This window comes from Nocardia carnea (genome assembly GCF_029868855.1).
Classification (GTDB): domain Bacteria; phylum Actinomycetota; class Actinomycetes; order Mycobacteriales; family Mycobacteriaceae; genus Nocardia; species Nocardia carnea_A.
On the sequence record NZ_JARWOV010000125.1, the window covers coordinates 1 to 3,355 of the forward strand.

Here is a 3,355-nt window from a genome sequence, read left to right on the forward strand (position 1 = left end):
GCCCAGCACGGCCGCCCGCCGCGGGGGGGCCGCGGGGGCCCAATTGCACCCGGGGGAACACCCCGGGGGCGCCGTTGCCCAAGGGCCCCCACCCCCCCCACCGCCGGGCCCCCCCCAATTCCACCCCGCCCCCCCCCCCGGGGGGCCGGGGGCCCCCCGCGCCCCCCCCCCCCCCGGGGGCCCCCCCCTGGTGCACTGGGCCCCCCCGGCCCCCCCCGCCCGGGCGGCCGTGCTGGGCATTCCGGTCGGCTTCGTCGGCGCCGCCGAATCCAAGGAAGCCCTCACCGAGAGCTCGGGCCTGGAATATCTGACGGTCCGCGGGCGGCGCGGCGGTAGCGCGATCACCGCCTCCGCCCTGAACGCGATCGCGAGCGAAGAGGAATGACCGTGCGGACCGGAAAACTCTGGGGTGTCGGACTGGGTCCGGGTGACCCCGAACTGGTGACGGTGAAGGCGGCGCGGATCATCGCCGAAGCCGATGTGATCGCCTTCCACAGCGCCCGCCACGGCCGCAGTATCTCGCGCGGGATCGCGGAACCGTATATGCGTCCGGGGCAGCTCGAAGAGCATCTGATCTATCCGGTGACCACCGAGACCACCGACCATCCGGGTGGCTATCAGGGCGCTATCGACGAGTTCTATGCCGCGGCCGCGGAACGACTGGCCGCGCATCTTGCGGCGGGCCGGTCGGTGGCGCTGCTGGCCGCCGGGGATCCGCTGTTCTACAGCTCCTACATGCATATGCACCGGCGCCTGGCCGACCGGTTCGAAGCGGAGATCGTCCCGGGTATCACCTCGGTGAGTGCGGCGACGGCGGCCCTGGGTACGCCGCTGGTGGAAGGCGAACAGGTGCTCACCGTGCTCCCCGGCACCATGGCCCCCGACGAGCTCACCCGCCGGCTCGCGAACACCGACGCGGCCGCCATCATGAAACTCGGCCGCACCTACCCCGCCGTCCGCAAGGCGCTGGCCGACTCCGGCCGGCTCGACCGCGCCTACTACGTGGAACGGGCCAGCACCGGCCGCGAACGTGTGCTGGCCGCAGGCGATGTGGACGAATCGCAGGTACCCTATTTCGCGATCACCATCGTTCCCGGGCCGGAGCCGACGACCGTACTGCCCACGGACAAGCGTCCCGCGGTGGCCTCGGCGGGCACGGGAGACGCAGAGACTACGACGCAATCCGGTACCGGCACGGGGGAAGTCGTCGTCGTCGGGCTCGGCCCGGGCGATACCGCGTGGACCACCCCGGAGGTCACCGCGGCGCTCGCGGCCGCGACCGATCTCGTCGGCTACACCACCTATATCGACCGGGTCCCGGCCCGCGCCGGTCAGCGCCGCCATGCCAGCGACAACCGGGTGGAATCCGAACGCGCGGCCATGGCTTTGGATCTCGCCGCGCGAGGCGGGCGCGTGGTCGTGGTGTCTTCCGGTGATCCCGGGGTGTTCGCCATGGCGGCCGCGGTTCTGGAGGAATCCGCCGACCCGCAGTGGGCGGGCGTGCCGGTGCGAGTGCTGCCGGGAGTGACGGCGGCGAATGCCGTGGCCAGCCGGGCGGGCGCACCGCTGGGCCACGACTACGCGACCATCTCGCTGTCGGACCGCCTGAAACCGTGGGAGGTGGTGGCGCGACGGCTGGCGGCGGTGGCCGCCGCCGATATGGCGATCGCGGTCTACAACCCGGCCTCCAGTAAGCGCACGTGGCAGGTGGGGGCGATGAAGGATATTCTGCTCGACCATCGCGCACCGGAGACCCCGGTGGTTCTCGGGCGCGATGTCGGAGGTCCACGGGAGTCGGTGCGGGTGGTACCGCTCGGCGAACTCGATCCCGCCGAGGTGGATATGCGCACACTGCTGATCATCGGCGCCTCCACCACCGCGGTGGTCGGGGGCGACGACGGGCCTCGGGTGTTCACCGCACGGCGATATCACGGCTGACACCCCGATCCGATAGCATTCCACTATGGAATAACGTCGGGAAAGGGGATATGCGGTGAACGGCAATCGGAAGCGGCCGCTGAACTCCACGGCCGCCTCATTGCTGGGTTTCCTGCACGAGGGACCGATGTCCGGCTGGGATCTGGTGACCCTCGCGCAGGAACGGATCGGCGATTTCTGGACCGTCACCCAGAGTCAGGTCTACCGGGAACTGGCCACCATGGACGCGGCGGGACTGGTCGAGAAAGGGCAAGCCGGTGCCCGCGACCGCACCCCGTATCGGATCACCGAGGCCGGGCGCGCGGAATTCGCCGAATGGATCGCCCGCGATCCGAGTGCGGAGACCATCCGATTCCCGCTGCTGCTCACCCTGCATTTCGGCGGCCATCTGGACCGGGCGCATCTGGCCGCCATCATCGACAACAGTCGCAAGGTGCACCAGGAACGGCTGGACCGCTACCAGGCCGAATCCGCCCGGACGATGCCCCCGTACGCACGCGCCACCCTCGAGTTCGGGATCGGTTACGAACGCGCGGTTCTGGAGTGGTTCGACCGGCTGCCGGAAATCCTCGCCTCCTGAGAGCTGACCGCGCAAATTCGGCGTACCGCCGCTACCCTCGCTCAGAGTTCTGATCGCGGTGCAGGGCAGCGTATCCGGTCACCCATTCACGTACCGCGCCGACGGACGTGACCTCGACGAGGCCGGGCGGCACCGGCGGCCGGTCGACCATCACCACGGGAATGCCTGAATGCCGGGCCGCGACGAGTTTGGCCGCGGTCGCCGCACCACCACTGTCCTTGGTCACCAGCACCTCGATACGGTGCCGCGCCAGCAGCGCGTTCTCCGACTCCACCGTGAAAGGGCCACGAGCCAGCAGGATCTCGTGACGTGGGGGCAGCGCTGCTTCGGGCGGATCGATGGCGCGGATCAGGTACCACGGCCGGGTGTATCCGGCGAAGGAACCGACCCCCTGCCGGCCGATGGTGAGCAGGATCCGGTCGCCGGTAGCCGCGGACACGCGTGCGGCCGCGGCCAGGTCCGGGACCCGCAGCCAATGATCGCCGGGACCGGGGACCCATCCCGGCCGGTTCAGCCGGACCATGGGCAGGCCCAGCTCGGCGCCCGCCTGCGCGGCGTGCGCGGTCATGGTCGCGGCGAATGGATGGGTGGCATCGACGATCAGCTCTATTCCGTTGCCGACCAGCCAATTCCGCAGGCCCTCGACACCGCCGAAGCCGCCGACCCGTACGGTTCCCCCGGGCCGGACGGGATCGGATACGCGTCCGGCGAGCGAGGACACGATCTCGAGTCCTCGCACGGCGGCGAGTGTGTGGGCCAGTTACCGGGCCGCCCCCGTACCGCCCCCCAGCAGGATTATAAGGGCTGCCCGCGGAAGTATACCCAGGGCGAATACGG

Annotated in this window: 4 protein-coding genes; 3 read left to right on the top strand and 1 reads right to left on the bottom strand. The window is 70.6% G+C overall.

From position 1 onward, the window contains the following. From QH195_RS12275 to QH195_RS12285, 3 genes are all read left to right on the top strand, one after another. A partial coding sequence (locus QH195_RS12275) for a precorrin-8X methylmutase (RefSeq protein ID WP_280435450.1) occupies positions 1–385 on the top strand: 385 nt, incomplete at its 5' end. Then, entirely contained in the window at positions 382–1,938 is a 1,557-nt protein-coding gene (locus QH195_RS12280) for a precorrin-2 C(20)-methyltransferase (RefSeq protein WP_280435451.1), read from the top strand. The genes QH195_RS12275 and QH195_RS12280, both read left to right, overlap by 4 nt. A 55-nt stretch (positions 1,939–1,993) precedes the next feature. Next, positions 1,994–2,518 carry a PadR family transcriptional regulator gene (locus QH195_RS12285; RefSeq protein ID WP_280424143.1) on the top strand — a complete coding sequence of 175 codons (525 nt, stop codon included), beginning with the start codon at positions 1,994–1,996 and terminating at the stop codon, positions 2,516–2,518. Positions 2,519–2,549: 31 nt separating this feature from the next. On the opposite strand, the gene QH195_RS12290 is transcribed toward QH195_RS12285, so the two are convergent. Next, positions 2,550–3,278: a cobalt-precorrin-6A reductase gene (locus QH195_RS12290; protein ID WP_280435452.1), complete on the bottom strand. Its 729-nt coding sequence runs from the start codon at positions 3,276–3,278 to the stop codon at positions 2,550–2,552. Between the last annotated feature and the right edge of the window lie 77 nt (positions 3,279–3,355).